The sequence below is a fragment of the Acinetobacter proteolyticus genome (assembly GCF_000367945.1).
In the GTDB taxonomy this organism is placed as follows: domain Bacteria; phylum Pseudomonadota; class Gammaproteobacteria; order Pseudomonadales; family Moraxellaceae; genus Acinetobacter; species Acinetobacter proteolyticus.
In genome coordinates, this window is the sequence record NZ_KB849179.1 from 33,589 (window position 1) to 47,919 (window position 14,331).

The window sequence follows — 14,331 nt, forward strand, 5'->3', positions numbered from 1 at the left end:
GATATATTAGGACTCTTCGGAGTCCTTTTTATTGTTCTAAGCAAATAAAAAAGCCACTGTCTTAAAATGCAGTGGCTTTTTCAAATTTGGCGTCCCTACGGGGATTCGAACCCCGGTTACCGCCGTGAAAGGGCGATGTCCTAGGCCTCTAGACGATAGGGACTTCTTGAGGTGGGTGTATATTAGGGTTCTGTCACCAAACTGTCAAGAAGGTGAGGAGACAGTTTGTTCAAAATATAGCAAAACAGTTCAGCAGTCTTCTGAGTATCGTATAAAGCAGAGTGCGCTTCTTTCCCATCAAACTCAATACCAGCCTGAATACAAGCACGTGCTAACACGGTTTGCCCAAACATGACCGCACTTAAGGTAACAGTATCGAAGACGGAGAAACTGTGAAACGGGTTTTGATTTTTGGTGCCAGAGCGTGCAATTGCAGCTTGCAGGAAACCTAAATCAAAGTGTGCATTGTGACCCACTAAGACAGCATGAGTACAGTGCTGGGCTTTACGCACTTCATTCAATGATTTGAAAATACGACGCAAAGCGCTGCGCTCATCTTCAGCCATTGCAACACGCATTGGATTGAAAGGATCAATACCAATGAAGTCTAATGAGCGGCGGTCTAGATTCGCACCTTCAAAAGGATTGATGTGTGCTTGGAAAGATGGGCCTGGGACAAATTGCCCATGTTCATCATAGACAATCGGTATGCATGCAATTTCGAGTAGCGCATCGGTTTGCGAATTAAAGCCTGCTGTTTCCACATCGACAACAACTGGTAAAAATCCACGAAAACGCTGACCAATGACAGGCGCTTTGTTTTCTTCTTGGGTCACACTTTTCTCCATTGCAGGGTTTTACCTGCATGAAGTGGAATAATTTTCTGATCTTCGAGATAATCAAAAGATTCAGCGACGGTAATGTCTTCTTTCACCAAGGTAATGGTTGAAGTATTGCGTGGTAGGCCGTAGAAATCAGCACCAAACATACTGGCAAAGCCTTCTAGTCGCTCTAACTTACCAACCTGATCAAAGGCTTGTGCATAAAGTTCAATCGCATTTGGTGCACTATAGCAACCTGCACAACCACAAGCATTCTCTTTGGCATTTTGTGCATGTGGTGCACTGTCAGTACCTAAGAAAAATTTTGGATTACCACTGGTTGCGACTTCCAACAATGTTGTTTGATGCGTTTGACGCTTTAAAATGGGTAAGCAATAGAAGTGTGGTTTGACACCACCCACTAACATATCATTACGGTTGAATAATAAATGTTGAGGAGTAATGGTTGCTGCAACATTACGATCTTGTTCCAGTACAAAATTCGCCGCATCACTTGTTGTAATGTGCTCTAACACGACTTTTAGTTTTGGGAACTGTTTCAATAAAGGCGACAGGACTTCATCTAAGAATTTTTTTTCACGATCAAAAATATCAACGTGATTATGGGTGACTTCTCCATGCAGTAACAATGGAACCTGATGTTCTTCCAGTTGTTCAATCACGGCATAGACTTTACGAATATCACTGACACCATTATCTGAGTTGGTGGTTGCACCCGCAGGATAAAGCTTGATGGCATTGACGAATTCAGACTCTTTAATTTTACGCACTTCATCTGGAGAAGTATGATCGGTAAAATAAAGTACCATCCGTGGATCAAAATGTAAGCCTTCAGGCACATGGGCAAGAATACGCTCGCGATAAGCTAAAGCTTCTTCTACGGTTTTAACGGGTGGAACAAGATTGGGCATACAAATTGCGCGTGCAAATTGTTTGGCTAAATCAGGGACAGTACGTTTTAAAGCTAAACCATCACGCAGGTGTGCGTGCCAATCATCAGGTTGCAAAAGTGTAAGAGTATTCAAGGTCTACTTCAAACTTAAAAATAATACAAATAATAATGCATAAAGTGTGAAAATGGTAACTACAATTACGGATAAGTGGTTAAGCAAAGCACATGACAAAATGAGAAATTATGTTATTTTTTATGCGGCACAATAATAGTGCAGTATAAAAAGAGTAGATGGAATGGACAACAGCTACGATCTTGATCAATTACGGAGGTCAAAAGAGGACCTAGAGCAGCTTGTTGCCCAACACTCTAAATCCAAAAATACTCATCAAACTTTACCGCAAAAATTAGAAAATGAATTTTGGAAGTTTAATGTTGATCGAACTCGTCTCAATGCGATTCAGTTCTTTGGTCAGGGCGTCATTACCTATACCATATTTGTGTTGTTAATTCTGCCATCTAACTTTCTCGTGATTCGTGGAAGTACATATTTTGTCCTCGATTTTATATACAGTATTCTCAGTCTGATCGTTGTTGGTATTGCACTGTTCTTATTCTGGGCTTTTTCTCGTTTTAAAAAACTCAATACTTTATTTTACCCTGCTGCCTGCCTGATTGTGTTTCTGACCATTGTATTAACCTCAGTCTTGATGATGAGTGTTTCAAATCTGGTGCTGCAAAATCAGGCTATGGTCCTCATTGCATTCCTATATATGTTGGGATTTATTCTTAGTGGCATCCGTCCTTTACATATGTTGTGGATTGGTTCATTGGCTGCAATTACGATCTTATTTCTTTTATATGGGGCTGATAACTCAAGTGACTTTCTCATGGTGGGGCGGACGCTGATTGGAAGCTTACTGCTTGGTTTTTCGATTAGCGTGATGCTGACTTCAAAAGAAAGAAAAATATTTATAAAGTCTAAAATTTCAGAAATCGATGAGCAGATTTTACGTATTCAGGCTTCTGAATTATTACATTTGAGTCAGCATGATGAACTGACTGATGTATCAAATCGCCGTACATTTGAAGAGATGTGTACCTATTATTATGATTTAGCTTGTAAAGAGCGCAAATCGTTGTCGGTGCTGTTTATCGATATTGATTATTTTAAAAACTATAATGATTTTTATGGGCATCAAATGGGTGATCAAGTGATCTCGGCCATTGCGAAAACCATTAAAAGCTCGATTCGACATATGGATTTTATTGCACGTTATGGTGGGGAAGAGTTTGTGGTGTTATTACCTGAAACTTCTGCACAAGGGGCTTATGCGGTTGCAACTAATATTTATCGCGCCATTGATCGTTTAATGATTCCACATGATAAATCTCTGGTATCTAACCATGTGACCATTAGTTTAGGGATCACGGTATTTAATGGTAATGCTAAAATTAGCCAAGAGATGTTGATACATACAGCAGATAAGGCGCTATATCGAGCCAAGCAGCTTGGGCGTAATCAAATTTATTATCAGCCTTTGCCAAATATAGAAGAAAATATTTGAAATTAAAAAACCGAATAACATTACTGATATTCGGTTTTTATTGAAAATACTCAGATTATTCCAAGAATTTTACCGTTACGCCTGAACGAACTTTAGCGCCTAAGTCATTGGCATCCCAGTTGGTTAAACGAATACAACCATGTGAGGCAGTCTTAGAAATTAAAGATGGATTAGGTGTGCCATGGATACCAAAAGATTTTTTGCTTAAACCAATCCAAATATTACCGACTGGTGCATTTGGACCTGGTGGTAAAGAAAGTGGTTTAAGATTTTTACCTTGCACGAAGTTAGATGGTGAATAGCTATACCAAGGATTTTTTGCCACACCTACTACTTTATAGGTACCTGTTGGAGAAGGCGTGTCAGTACTACCAATTGTTGCAGGAAATGATGCAATCATTTGATTACGACTGTTGAACAAATAAAGCTGTCTTGCGCCTTTGTGTGCAACAATCAAATGAATATCTTCAGGTAGGTCATTGCGGACATTGGCCACAATAATCTTTTCACCTGCTTTTTTGAATGTAGCCGTCGGATTTAATTTCTTTAAGAAATTTTCATCCATATGGAATTTTTCACCCAACATTTCGGTAACGCGGGTGTAATACAAACCTTTCATTTTGGCTTGTAATGCATAGTCAGACGGGATTGAGTCTGCATATGGACCTTTTAAGTCAGCATCTGTAATCGTGTACTCAACGTAGGCAGGCTTGGTTTGTTTTGCAACCAAGGCATCCCATGTTTCTTGTGTCAACTGACCTGTAGGCGTTAAACCATTCATTTGTTGGAATGACGCAATTGCTTTTAATGTATTTTTACCGTTTGAACCATCAATCGCACCTGGTGATGCATGTGCATTGTTCAACATGACATGTGCGCGTGCGTAGGCGGGAAGCTGTCCTTTTGGTAAACCTTCAGGGTATTCAGCATTATTCATGCTATCGAGTGTCCACGAAATTTTAGTCGCTGGAGCAGCTGTCGTGGTGGTGGTATCTGGTGTACTTTCTAATTTTTGCGATACAACTGATGCAGCACCCGTATTAATTTGTGGCTCAGATGCTGCTGGTGCAGCAACACTTGAAGCAGGATCAGCAACAACACTGGAAGCGCTACGTTCAATCGCTAATGGATCAATAGGATCTTGTACTGAACCCGAAATTTGTTTTGGATTTAATGGTTGCTCAGTTGTTGGAGCAGCAAAAGCAACATTAGCAAGAATACAACTTAAACTCATAGCGAGTAATGAGCGAACAAACATGTAATTCAACCTTAAGAATTATTCATATTGAGATATAAGATATTGCAAGTATTACAGAAAATAATGTCACTTGCAGTAGCAGTTTTGTGTAAAAGCGAAATTTATTTAAGCGCATAAATTTGAGTACGATTGAAATTATAAATTCCAAGCTAACTTTGTTATGATGCGCGCTATACGAAACAATTTAGAGATGGGTAATGACAACGTTGAAAAATGATCGTTTTTTACGAGCTTTATTACGTGAACCTGTAGACACCACACCTGTATGGATGATGCGTCAAGCAGGACGTTATTTACCAGAATATCGTGAAACTCGTGCGCAGGCAGGGGATTTCTTATCTCTATGTAAAAATACTGACTTTGCTTGTGAAGTGACCTTGCAGCCATTACGCCGTTATGAACTGGATGCTGCAATTTTATTTTCAGATATTTTAACAGTGCCTGATGCTCTAGGTTTAGGTCTATATTTTGAAACAGGTGAAGGGCCGAAGTTTCATAAAACAGTTCGCACTGAACAAGATGTGGCGAATTTACCTAAACTCAATGCCAAGTCTGATCTGGCCTATGTCATGAATGCAGTCTCGACCATCCGTTCTGCTTTAAATGGACAAGTTCCGTTGATTGGCTTTTCGGGTAGTCCTTGGACTTTAGCGACTTATATGGTTGAAGGCGGATCTAGCAAAGAGTTTCGCTTCATTAAAAATATGATGTACGCGCAGCCAGAAGTATTACATGCTTTGCTAGATCATTTGGCTGATTCAGTGATTGATTATTTGAATGCGCAAATTGATGCAGGTGCACAAGCGATTCAGATTTTTGATAGCTGGGGTGGTGCGCTTGCGCATAGAGAGTATGTTGAATTCTCATTGAATTATATGACCAAGATTATTGCAGGTCTTCAACGTGAAAAAGATGGTCAACGTGTTCCGATTATTGTGTTCACCAAAGGTGGCGGTCAGTGGTTGGAGACCATGTTGACCACGGGTGCTGATGCCTTTGGTCTAGATTGGACCACACCGCTTTATACTGCGCGTGATGTGGTTGCAGGACGGGCAGCCTTACAAGGTAATTTAGATCCAGCTGTGCTTTATGGTTCAGCCGCTTCAATAGAAAAATCAGTGAAAGCAATGCTGGATGATGCTTATGCCAATGGTGAGAAAACGGGCTATATCGCAAACCTAGGTCATGGTATTACCCAATGGGTTGATCCAGCGCAACCGAAGATTTTTGTCGATACTGTACATGAGTACAGTGCTAAGTATTTAGGTTGATATTTTTAAGTATTTTAAAATAAACACGCTAGGATTCGTTTTGTGCAGTTGATTGTATTACCGCTCAACTTTATCACTAAGGCAGCTTCGGCTGCCTTATTTGGATTGTTGCTTTTGATTGCATTTGCAGTCACCGCACCGATGGGAAGTCATGAATATTATGGTTTCTTCCGTTATGACTATTTGTTGTTTTATGCATTGATCATTCAAGTTTGCCTGATCTATTTAAAACTCGAGTCATGGGCAGAAGCGAAAGTCATTGCCTTATTTCATGTTATGGCAATGGGAATGGAGATTTTTCTTACTCATCCCGCCATCGCATCCTGGCAATATCCACAACCTGTGGTTTTAAAACTGTTCACTGTCCCGTTGTTTGCTGGTTTTATGTATTCAGCAGTTGGGAGTTTTTTTGCGCGCTCTTTGAGACTTTATCAGGTTTCTTTCGAAAACTTACCCAATTTTGGCAATATGCTGTGCTTGGCGCTGTTGTCTTATCTCAATTTTATGACCAAGTTTTTTATCCCAGATATTCGTGTTGCATTATTTATTTGGAGCATTTTGATTTTCTGGAAAACAAAACTTTATTTCCAATTGCAACAACATCGTTTTAGCGTACCGATGTTACCAATTTTATTATTACTGGCATTTTTGATTTGGATTGCAGAAAACATCAGTACCTTTTATAAAATCTGGCTTTATCCAAGCCAAGTCGATGCTTGGCATATGGTGGGATGGGGCAAACTGGGTTCATGGTATCTTTTATTATTGCTGAGCTTGGTTTTGGTATTAAAAATCTTGGGTACACGAGATAAAAATGGGGCATGGAGGTTAAATTAAGCAGATTAAGATGCTTTGAACCGACCTCCACATTTCCTTTGATTATGAATATTTCAGATATATTTCAAAATTTATTTGCTAAAACAAGCTAAGCTCGTTATTTTAACTTCTGTGTAAGAATAATTACACACACAATAGTGATAACAAATATTGAAAAATAATTGATACTGGAGATCGTTCCTATGTTAAAAAAAATTGCATTAGCCGCTCTATTAGCCGCTGGTTCAACTGTTGCAATGGCTGACAATGATGTTGGTTGTGGTGTTGGTACACAAGTATGGGCAGGTAAAAAAGGCGTTGGGCCTAAAATTCTTGCTGCAACAACCAATGGTATTTTTACGAACCAATTATTAGGTATTACTTTTGGTACTTTAGGATGCCGTCAAGGTGGTACTGTCACAGCTCAAGTGGTGACGTTTACCAATGAAAATGCTGAATCTTTAGCACGTGATATGGCTGTTGGCCAAGGTGAAAGCTTAAATGTGCTTGCTGAATTGATGCAAATTAAAGCCAATGACAAAGCACGTTTCTTTGCTGTATCTAAAGCAAACTTTGCTGAAATTTATTCAAGCAAAAATACCAACTCACTTCAAGTTCTGGACGCATTACAAGGTGTGATGGCAAAAGACGCTGTGCTTAAAGCGTACGTTTAATTGCTCCATGCTAAAACCCTGTCTTAATGGCAGGGTTTTCTTATACCAATTCCTATTATTTTTTAAATTGCGATTGAATGAAATTAGCTACTTTTGCACTTGCGTTTTTGACGTGCCACTTTGCACATGCAGCGGTTGAATCAGATATTCAGACTTATTTGGATCGAGCCAACAAGAAAAAATTAGATCAGCAGACCACGTGGCTGCGTTTAATGTACGCTGATCAGAAGCAAAATAGCGAAGTTGCGTATAGTGGTTATTTCTACGCAAAAGATGGTCAAACCAATTTAAAAAGTGAATTACAGGCCGATATTCGCGCCTTATTTGTTGAAGCCGCAGATAACCAATCCATCCGTTGTAAGTTTCCTGCTCGTAGTCGTTGGTTAATGCAACAGCTTAATATCGAGACAGGGCAACTCCCTAAAGCCAATTGCAATGAATTTGAAGAATGGATCAATCAAATCAAGCCGTATAAAGCAACTTTGATCTATGCCACCGACTTTATGGGTAATCCAAGTTCCATGTTCGGGCATACTTTATTGCGTCTGGACCCAAAAGATCAGAAGCAGCTGAATTTAGTATCCTATGCTGTGAATTATGCTGCCACAGTGAGAGGTGAAGACAATTGGTCTTATGCATGGAAAGGTTTAACAGGGCAGTATCCTGGTGAATATTCTTTGATGCCGTATTACCGTAAAGTCAAAGAATATGGTGATTTTGAAAGCCGTGATCTATGGGAATATGAACTTAATCTCACACCAGAAGAAACCCGATTTTTGGTTGAACATATTTGGGAAATGCAGCATGTGAGTTTTCCTTATTATTTTGTTAGTGATAACTGTGCTTATCGTTTATTGGGGCTAATTGACTTGGTACGTCCCAATTTAAACTTAAAACAGCAGTTTAATTATGCGGCCATTCCAATTGAAACCTTGAAGGCAGTGGACCAGCAAGATCTGGTTAAAGAGGTGGTCTATCGTCCTGCATTAGAAACGCAGTTACTCGCACAAGCCAAACAACATGGCTCTGCTTTAGCCAAAGTTGCCCATCGAGTCGCTTTTACCGAAACGGATAAAGTTCAACCCATTTTAAAAGCATATCAGCCACAAGATCAGGCCAAGATTCTAGAAATGGCTTATGATGATTTATATCTACAATATATTAGCCATAAGGTAGATGCTGATTTTGCCCAACCTCAATTACGGCAGTTGCTTGCTCAGCGCAGTCAAATCGACATTGAGAAACAACGCCAAGAACCGATACGCCCAAAAAAGCAGCCTGTAGAAGGACATCATGCACGAAATCTTTCTGTGAATATTGGCGAGGTGCAAGGGCAAAAGTTTGTTGAGCTCGGACATCGTCAGGCCTACCACGATTTGATTGATCCGCAAGGTGGTTACCGTGTAGGCACACAACTCTTGTTTTTAGATGGTAGTCTGCAATATCGTGACGACAAGCTTAAGCTCGAACATTTAGATCTACTGTCGATAAATTCCTATAATCCTATTCAACCCTTTAAATCGCCACTTACTTGGGGTTTCAATTTAGGTTGGAAACAAGAAGCAATTGAGAAGGGACAGTTTAGTGAAGATACACAACATGGCGTGATGAATCTAAATATGCAAGTCGGCTATAGCCTGGCAGATTATGATCGTCGAAATTTGTGTTATGCCCAATTACAAAGCCATATTCAAGGCGGGAAAAATTTAGATAAAGGCTGGCGTGTTGGAGCTGGGCCGACCGTAGGATGTATGAATCTGTGGACAGACAATATAAACAGCGTCGTACAGATTGAGTTGCCGTATTGGCAAGATCAGAGTCAGTGGAATTTAAGAATTGGAACGCAACTTCAATATAGCTTGAATGCAAATAATGCCTTGCGTATAAATTGGGATTTTGAACAGCAAGATCATAAAGACTGGAATAAAATCGGTGCGGCTTATGTACGGTTTTTTTAATAATGAACGATATTGATCAAGCACAAGAATTTGAAAAATTACAACAACGATTGGAAGAGATTCAAGAAAGTATCTCTGACCGAACAAAATGGAGAATTTCTCAATCGGGATCTTTAAACCATTGGAATGATATTAAAGCGCAAGTTTCTGAGTATAAAGAAAATGAGAACTTATACTTTGATCCCTATGCCGTTGATGATCTGGATGTCTATCAGTTATTAGAACAGGAAATATATTTTAAAAACTTTTGTTTGGAGCTGACCTATCTGATTCGTCTTGCTTATGACTTGGGTTTGGCTGCAACACAAATCCGAGAAATTTATCTGTCTGTTTATCAGTTCTGGTTGGCCTATGCTGACTTACTGTCTCTCATTCAATCTCATGGACAACAGCTCGGTGTTGCTGTAATAGAACTTACGACAGATTATAGCCATGCATTGTTATTGCTTTGCTGCGCAATGTGTTATGGGGATGAGGCTGATATTATTAAAATAATCGATGGATTGTTAGCTTATCCTTCGGATCGACTTATTGATTTGATTAGCTATCCCTATCTTGAGCTTGAAACGATTAGTGAAACTTATGCTGTTGATTATCCGTTTAAACAGTTAGATGGCCTATTGAATACAACAGTCGATGTTTCTACGATGAGTTTGTATCTACAGCAGCTTGAACATGATCAGCAGCAAGGTAAATACTGGTCTAAGAAATTTTTCCACAAAATTGCATTGCTGGGCAAATGGCGTTTTGAAGCGTTGATGATCTGTAAATTATATGGAATTGAGCTAGATGAAATGAAAAAGTTCGAGAGTTTTCCAGACGCATTTGAGAATTAAAGCAAAGTGTTCAGACTTCAACAATCACATAGTATTTTTTAACTGCTTCAATCACTTCAAAAGTACCGACAAATGCGGGTGGGATAATCCCTGCATTGCCCGCAGTCACTTCAATAAAAGAATTGGTTTTTGCATCGTGGATACGCACGATTCCTTCGATGACCTGAAAAAACTCTTGTTTATTGTCAGCAAATACAATGTTCCACGCTCCAACTTCACATTGCCAAATACCACAGTCCATATGCGGATGTTCATATAAACTATAGGTTAGACGCTCAGGATTACCCTGAACCAGACGGTCTGGACGAGGGTAATCGATGCTGGCTTCGCTTGCTATTAACTCACCAAAACCAGCTAACTGAAGAGAAGACATGTGTGTGCTCGGTTTAATAGCTTTCAGGAACAGCGCTTAAGAATTCACGACGGGTATCTTTGTCGGTTTTAAAATCACCAATAAAAGAAACCGTACGAGTGGTCGATTCTTGCTTGCCGACACCACGCATCATCATACACATATGCGCTGAGTCGATCACAACAGCAACGCCACGTGCTTGTGTCACTTTTGCCACGGCCTCTGCAATCTGTTGAGTCAGATTTTCTTGAACTTGCAAACGACGCGCAAACATTTCGGTAATGCGTGCAAACTTAGATAAACCAAGTACCTGACCTTCAGGTAAATAGGCAATATGTACCCGACCATAGAACGGCAATAAATGATGTTCGCAAAGTGAATAAAATTCGATATTCTTAACCAATACCATCTCATGGTTATCGGAAGGGAAGAGCGCGCTATTCGTAACTTCTTCAAGGGTTTTACTATAACCAGAAGTTAAAAAAGAAAACGCTTTCGCCGCACGCATCGGTGTATCTTGCAGGCCTGGGCGATTAAGGTCTTCACCAACGGCAGTTAAGATATTTGCGTACGATTGCTGCATAGACATAACAATGTTCACTTAGGTGGGTTGAACAAAAACGGCAATTGTATCAGAAAACGATTAAAAATCTTAATTTTGATATAAATGCCGATTACTGCTTGAATTTTGGGTTCTTTTCGGCACGCTTCAAGAGCACTAAAACAGCACCTGTACCGCCTTGATTTTCAGGGGCACTGACGAAAGCAAGTACATCTCGATGTTGTCTGAGCCAGCCATTCACATACGTTTTTAAAATGGCTTCAGGACCTTTGCCATGTACAATTTTAACGACATTTTGATTTTCATCTTTGGCCATTTGAATCACTTGTAAAACAGCCGCACGTGCTTGTTCAACAGTACAACCATGCAAATCGACTGCTTCAAACCAGCGGATTTTACCTGCTTTTAAGTCTTCAAATACTTTGTGCTGTAAGGTCGCAATGCGGTAGCTCAAAGCGGCTTGGCTAGCGACAGGATTAAGAATAGCTTGGGTATCTGAAATCTCTGTGAGCTCTTGCTCAGCTCCACCTTCTGCCGCAGCACGTTTTGCCAGCGTCTGGGCGTCAACTTTTTTGCTGCGCGTCACTTTGGTATCGGCAATATTCTGATTGTCGATGGGCTTGACCCCAAGCAAAGCTTTTTTGAAAAGCTCATTATCTTCCAATTCTTCAGCAACGGCTGGAGTCTTTTGTGACTCTGCTTGTTTGGCAATAGCACTTGATTGCGGATTGGAAATTTGCTTTTTAAAGGCTTTCAGTAAGTTAAACTGATCTTTAGAAAGCGATGAATCGTGTTTACTCATAAGTTTAGAAAAATAGGCAAGATACCAGAGATGTAAAATTATAGTCCGAAACTGTGATGATTTGAACTGAATTGCATTCATGGGAAAGGTATGGATTTTAAGAAGAGAGTCAGGAACTGATTTGTATTCAATTTAATATAGCGATACGCCTAAAACTGAATATAGTTTTGATCAGACTGGTTCGAACAGCTATTTTGATTGAGGACTAAAATATGAAATTGCTCTTTGGGCAAAAAAGTCTATATCCTGATCAGATATAGGATCTCCTGTAATAATGGCTCGATAAAATAATGGTGCGGCAGCAAGCTCAAAAAAATCACGAACTTGCGTTGCTTCTGCTAATTCTTTTCGTTGAATAGCACGGTCAATTAGCGGCTTTGCTAATAAAAAACGTTCTTCCCAAAAACGCTTTCTCGCTTTTTGCACATGTTCGTCAGGATGGCTTAAGGTTGCTTTTAGAATATTGGTCGTAAAAGGAGTATGTAGCGTTATTACAATCATTTTTAAAAATAATGAAAGATCTGTAAGGGCATTGCCTGTATTAGGTAGTACGACATTCGCTTTGATTTGTGTTGATACAACATCTAGGATGAGTTCAATTTTAGTCGGCCAACGACGATAAATCGTCGTTTTATTTACCTGAGCTAATTTTGCAATTTCTGGTATTTCAATATTTTCATAATCAGTGGTCATCAATAATTCATAGGTGGCTTGGTGTATTGCTGTCACCATCCTTTCAGCACGGCCACCAGGACGTTTTTGTTTTTTTGCTTTTAATTCTATGTTCGTCATTTCACCTTCCATCTAAAACTCCATATAGATCTTTATATAATCCACTAAAGCAACTATAGTTGCTTTAGTGGATTATATAAAGGATAGTTCTACAATGCATTCTAACATTCATATTTTTATAAACGATCAGCGCATAACAAATACCGCTATTCTTCAATGGGAAAAACGACGTGCTCAAGTTGTATTGAAAAAACTAGGTTTAATATCTAAAAGTGAGGATCTACTTGTGCTAAGGCAGCTTTTACTTAACAGGAAGGCTGAATTGGGACAAAATAAGATTAAAGCAATATTGAAAAATGAATTAAGAATTTCAGATTTTTTTGCCAAATTGATTGCACGTTTATCATTGGGTTATCGTCGATTGAGCATTACCGAAATATTTGTAGAAAATGTAAAGGCAGAACAGTTTGTTGAATGGTTTGAAAAGTGCACTAAAGAAAATAACGAAGAGGCGATGCTTGCTGGTACACCCGATCATTACGTTATTTCAACACATAATGGTACTCAGGAAGTCATTGAAACCAATGGTGGTTCACCATTGGTTGCTCACTTTTATATAGATTACAATGAATTATCAAGTCTACGCTCGGATATTGATCCAAGCTTTCCTCTACAAATAGCGGGAGTTGCACGTTCAAAAGATGGTTTTGCTATTGGTGGTGTTCGACATCAATTTCGTAATGAGGAGAATGGTTTTCGAGCAAAATTAACTGTTGAGTATCCTTTATTGATTTTACCTACGGTTATTTCAGGGCATCAATGGCATTTAGCAAGTGAGTTTTCAAACTGGATCAGTGCTGCATTTGGCAGATCATTTAATGAGTAAAGTGAGTCATTCTGTAATTGATATAACAAAGAGTATTAAGGTTCAAGGTAGAATTTTACCTTGAACCTGATTTGCTTAGATCTGCTCAGGTTGCCCAAACAATGCATGAAATGCTTGATCAGGGCGAGGTTGCTTCATAAAGCTTTCACCCACAAGGAAAGTATGAATATCATTGGCTTGCATCATGTCTACATCAGCAGGTGTGGCAATTCCACTTTCTGTGACTAAAACACGAGAAGCAGGTAATAATTTCTTTAAACGCAATGAGGTATTTAAATCCACATCAAAGGTTTTAAGATTACGGTTGTTCACACCCAAAATACATTGCTCAGAAAGTTTTAGCGCACGTTCTAATTCATATTCATCATGCACCTCAACCAATACATCCAACTGCTGTTCAAATGCGGTCTTTGACATTTCTTCCAGCTGTTGATCGGATAAACATGCCACGATCAATAAAATACAATCGGCATGTAAGGCACGTGCTTCCACCACATTATAAGGATCAATCAAGAAATCTTTACGCAAAGCAGGTAGGGCACAATGCTGACGTGCAATCGCAATATTTTCGTCTGCACCTTGGAAGAAATCCACATCGGTCAATACCGATAAGCAAGCAGCGCCCGCCTGTTCATATTGTTGTGCAATTTCCGCAGGATTAAAGTCTGCACGAATCACACCTTTAGAAGGTGATGCTTTTTTAATTTCAGCAATTACAGCAGGGCGTTTGTGCTGTAAAGCATTGGCAAAACCACGCACAGGCGTTGCTGCATTTGCCCACTGCTCAACATCATGCAAGCTACGTTGTTTTAAACGTGCTGCAAGTTCCTCATGTTTGCGGTCAACAATTTTACCTAAAATGGTATTTTGAATATCGATCAT

15 protein-coding genes and 1 tRNA gene are annotated in these 14,331 nt (G+C 39.5%); 7 read left to right on the forward strand and 9 right to left on the reverse strand.

Annotation, left to right across the window (positions count from 1 at the left end):
• Window positions 1–87: 87 nt before the first annotated feature.
• The 3 genes from F993_RS16570 to pyrC all read right to left on the reverse strand — a co-directional run bounded on the left by F993_RS16570 (window position 88) and on the right by pyrC (window position 1,867).
• Window positions 88–163, reverse strand: a tRNA-Glu gene (locus F993_RS16570).
• 19 nt (window positions 164–182) lie between these two features.
• A complete protein-coding gene (gene rnt / locus F993_RS16565) occupies window positions 183–848 on the reverse strand; it encodes a ribonuclease T (RefSeq protein ID WP_004652638.1) in 666 nt (221 codons plus the stop codon).
• A complete protein-coding gene (gene pyrC / locus F993_RS16560; RefSeq protein WP_004652639.1) occupies window positions 833–1,867 on the reverse strand; it encodes a dihydroorotase in 1,035 nt (344 codons plus the stop codon). Before pyrC ends, rnt begins: the two co-directional genes overlap by 16 nt.
• 163 nt (window positions 1,868–2,030) lie before the next feature.
• Between pyrC and F993_RS16555 the strand changes: the two genes are divergently transcribed.
• Entirely contained in the window at window positions 2,031–3,302 is a 1,272-nt protein-coding gene (locus F993_RS16555) for a GGDEF domain-containing protein (RefSeq protein WP_004652640.1), read from the forward strand.
• A 55-nt stretch (window positions 3,303–3,357) separates the two neighbouring features.
• Here F993_RS16555 and F993_RS16550 read toward each other — a convergent pair whose 3' ends face one another.
• Entirely contained in the window at window positions 3,358–4,560 is a 1,203-nt protein-coding gene (locus F993_RS16550; RefSeq protein ID WP_004652641.1) for a L,D-transpeptidase family protein, read from the reverse strand.
• A 197-nt stretch (window positions 4,561–4,757) separates the two neighbouring features.
• Here F993_RS16550 and hemE point away from each other — a divergent pair, with 197 nt between their 5' ends.
• The 5 genes from hemE to F993_RS20885 all read left to right on the forward strand — a co-directional run bounded on the left by hemE (window position 4,758) and on the right by F993_RS20885 (window position 10,115).
• Complete coding sequence (gene hemE / locus F993_RS16545; protein WP_004652642.1) at window positions 4,758–5,831, forward strand: uroporphyrinogen decarboxylase; 1,074 nt, start codon at window positions 4,758–4,760, stop codon at window positions 5,829–5,831.
• 42 nt (window positions 5,832–5,873) lie between these two features.
• Window positions 5,874–6,668 carry a DUF817 family protein gene (locus F993_RS16540; protein ID WP_004652643.1) on the forward strand — a complete coding sequence of 265 codons (795 nt, stop codon included), beginning with the start codon at window positions 5,874–5,876 and terminating at the stop codon, window positions 6,666–6,668.
• A 182-nt stretch (window positions 6,669–6,850) separates the two neighbouring features.
• The gene (locus F993_RS16535; protein ID WP_004652644.1) at window positions 6,851–7,321 is read left to right on the forward strand and encodes a DUF3015 family protein; all 471 of its coding nucleotides are present in this window, start codon (window positions 6,851–6,853) and stop codon (window positions 7,319–7,321) included.
• A gap of 77 nt (window positions 7,322–7,398) precedes the next feature.
• A complete protein-coding gene (locus F993_RS16530; RefSeq protein WP_004652646.1) occupies window positions 7,399–9,279 on the forward strand; it encodes an Lnb N-terminal periplasmic domain-containing protein in 1,881 nt (626 codons plus the stop codon).
• A gap of 2 nt (window positions 9,280–9,281) precedes the next feature.
• Window positions 9,282–10,115, forward strand: a complete 834-nt coding sequence (locus F993_RS20885; protein ID WP_004652647.1) for a PoNe immunity protein domain-containing protein — start codon at window positions 9,282–9,284, stop codon at window positions 10,113–10,115.
• 10 nt (window positions 10,116–10,125) lie between these two features.
• Here F993_RS20885 and F993_RS16520 read toward each other — a convergent pair whose 3' ends face one another.
• The 4 genes from F993_RS16520 to F993_RS16505 all read right to left on the reverse strand — a co-directional run bounded on the left by F993_RS16520 (window position 10,126) and on the right by F993_RS16505 (window position 12,635).
• Window positions 10,126–10,488, reverse strand: coding sequence for a cupin domain-containing protein (locus F993_RS16520; protein WP_004652648.1), 363 nt, complete (start codon window positions 10,486–10,488; stop codon window positions 10,126–10,128).
• 13 nt (window positions 10,489–10,501) lie between these two features.
• Window positions 10,502–11,050 carry a GTP cyclohydrolase I FolE gene (folE, locus tag F993_RS16515; RefSeq protein ID WP_004652649.1) on the reverse strand — a complete coding sequence of 183 codons (549 nt, stop codon included), beginning with the start codon at window positions 11,048–11,050 and terminating at the stop codon, window positions 10,502–10,504.
• Window positions 11,051–11,141: 91 nt separating this feature from the next.
• Entirely contained in the window at window positions 11,142–11,831 is a 690-nt protein-coding gene (locus F993_RS16510; protein WP_032812373.1) for a Smr/MutS family protein, read from the reverse strand.
• Window positions 11,832–12,020: 189 nt separating this feature from the next.
• On the reverse strand, window positions 12,021–12,635 hold the full coding sequence (locus tag F993_RS16505; RefSeq protein ID WP_004652651.1) for a TetR/AcrR family transcriptional regulator: 615 nt from the start codon (window positions 12,633–12,635) through the stop codon (window positions 12,021–12,023).
• Between the two features lie 82 nt (window positions 12,636–12,717).
• Between F993_RS16505 and F993_RS16500 the strand changes: the two genes are divergently transcribed.
• Window positions 12,718–13,449 carry a hypothetical protein gene (locus F993_RS16500; protein WP_004652652.1) on the forward strand — a complete coding sequence of 244 codons (732 nt, stop codon included), beginning with the start codon at window positions 12,718–12,720 and terminating at the stop codon, window positions 13,447–13,449.
• 75 nt (window positions 13,450–13,524) lie between these two features.
• On the opposite strand, the gene trpC is transcribed toward F993_RS16500, so the two are convergent.
• Window positions 13,525–14,331, reverse strand: coding sequence for an indole-3-glycerol phosphate synthase TrpC (gene trpC / locus F993_RS16495; protein WP_004652653.1), 807 nt, complete (start codon window positions 14,329–14,331; stop codon window positions 13,525–13,527).

Bases quoted from the DNA above. Each gene is read 5' to 3' on its own strand.
- F993_RS16500 (WP_004652652.1), top strand. From the start codon at position 12,718: ATGCATTCTAACATTCATATTTTTATAAACGATCAGCGCATAACAAAT.
- F993_RS16520 (WP_004652648.1), bottom strand. From the start codon at position 10,488: ATGTCTTCTCTTCAGTTAGCTGGTTTTGGTGAGTTAATAGCAAGCGAA.
- F993_RS16555 (WP_004652640.1), top strand. From the start codon at position 2,031: ATGGACAACAGCTACGATCTTGATCAATTACGGAGGTCAAAAGAGGAC.
- F993_RS16550 (WP_004652641.1), bottom strand. From the start codon at position 4,560: ATGTTTGTTCGCTCATTACTCGCTATGAGTTTAAGTTGTATTCTTGCT.
- rnt (WP_004652638.1), bottom strand. From the start codon at position 848: ATGGAGAAAAGTGTGACCCAAGAAGAAAACAAAGCGCCTGTCATTGGT.
- F993_RS16505 (WP_004652651.1), bottom strand. From the start codon at position 12,635: ATGGAAGGTGAAATGACGAACATAGAATTAAAAGCAAAAAAACAAAAA.
- F993_RS16510 (WP_032812373.1), bottom strand. From the start codon at position 11,831: ATGAGTAAACACGATTCATCGCTTTCTAAAGATCAGTTTAACTTACTG.
- F993_RS16535 (WP_004652644.1), top strand. From the start codon at position 6,851: ATGTTAAAAAAAATTGCATTAGCCGCTCTATTAGCCGCTGGTTCAACT.
- F993_RS20885 (WP_004652647.1), top strand. From the start codon at position 9,282: ATGAACGATATTGATCAAGCACAAGAATTTGAAAAATTACAACAACGA.
- folE (WP_004652649.1), bottom strand. From the start codon at position 11,050: ATGCAGCAATCGTACGCAAATATCTTAACTGCCGTTGGTGAAGACCTT.
- hemE (WP_004652642.1), top strand. From the start codon at position 4,758: ATGACAACGTTGAAAAATGATCGTTTTTTACGAGCTTTATTACGTGAA.
- F993_RS16530 (WP_004652646.1), top strand. From the start codon at position 7,399: ATGAAATTAGCTACTTTTGCACTTGCGTTTTTGACGTGCCACTTTGCA.
- trpC (WP_004652653.1), bottom strand. From the start codon at position 14,331: ATGATCGATATTCAAAATACCATTTTAGGTAAAATTGTTGACCGCAAA.